Annotated in this window: 1 tRNA gene; it reads left to right on the top strand. The window is 56.9% G+C overall.

Going from position 1 to position 262, the window contains the following annotated elements:
- Window positions 1-184 precede the first annotated feature (184 nt).
- Window positions 185-260, top strand: a tRNA-Ala gene (locus tag OGV75_RS00045).
- Window positions 261-262 lie beyond the last annotated feature (2 nt).

Genomic DNA, 262 nt, shown 5'->3' with positions numbered 1-262 from the left:
GGCTTGTAGCTCAGGTGGTTAGAGCGCACCCCTGATAAGGGTGAGGTCGGTGGTTCAAGTCCACTCAGGCCTACCAAATTCGCCTCCGTGCTGTGTTACGGCGATGCTCGCATACTTCAGTATGCTTCGCACCACCGCGCCTTGCCCGGAAACGAATTAGGGTACAGAGATTAGCATTTACGATGGGGTTATAGCTCAGCTGGGAGAGCGCCTGCCTTGCACGCAGGAGGTCTGCGGTTCGATCCCGCATAGCTCCACCATC

The organism is Citrobacter sp. Cb028, assembly GCF_030336705.1.
Taxonomy (GTDB): Bacteria; Pseudomonadota; Gammaproteobacteria; order Enterobacterales; family Enterobacteriaceae; genus Citrobacter; species Citrobacter braakii.
This window is presented reverse-complemented; position numbering and strand designations above follow the sequence as displayed.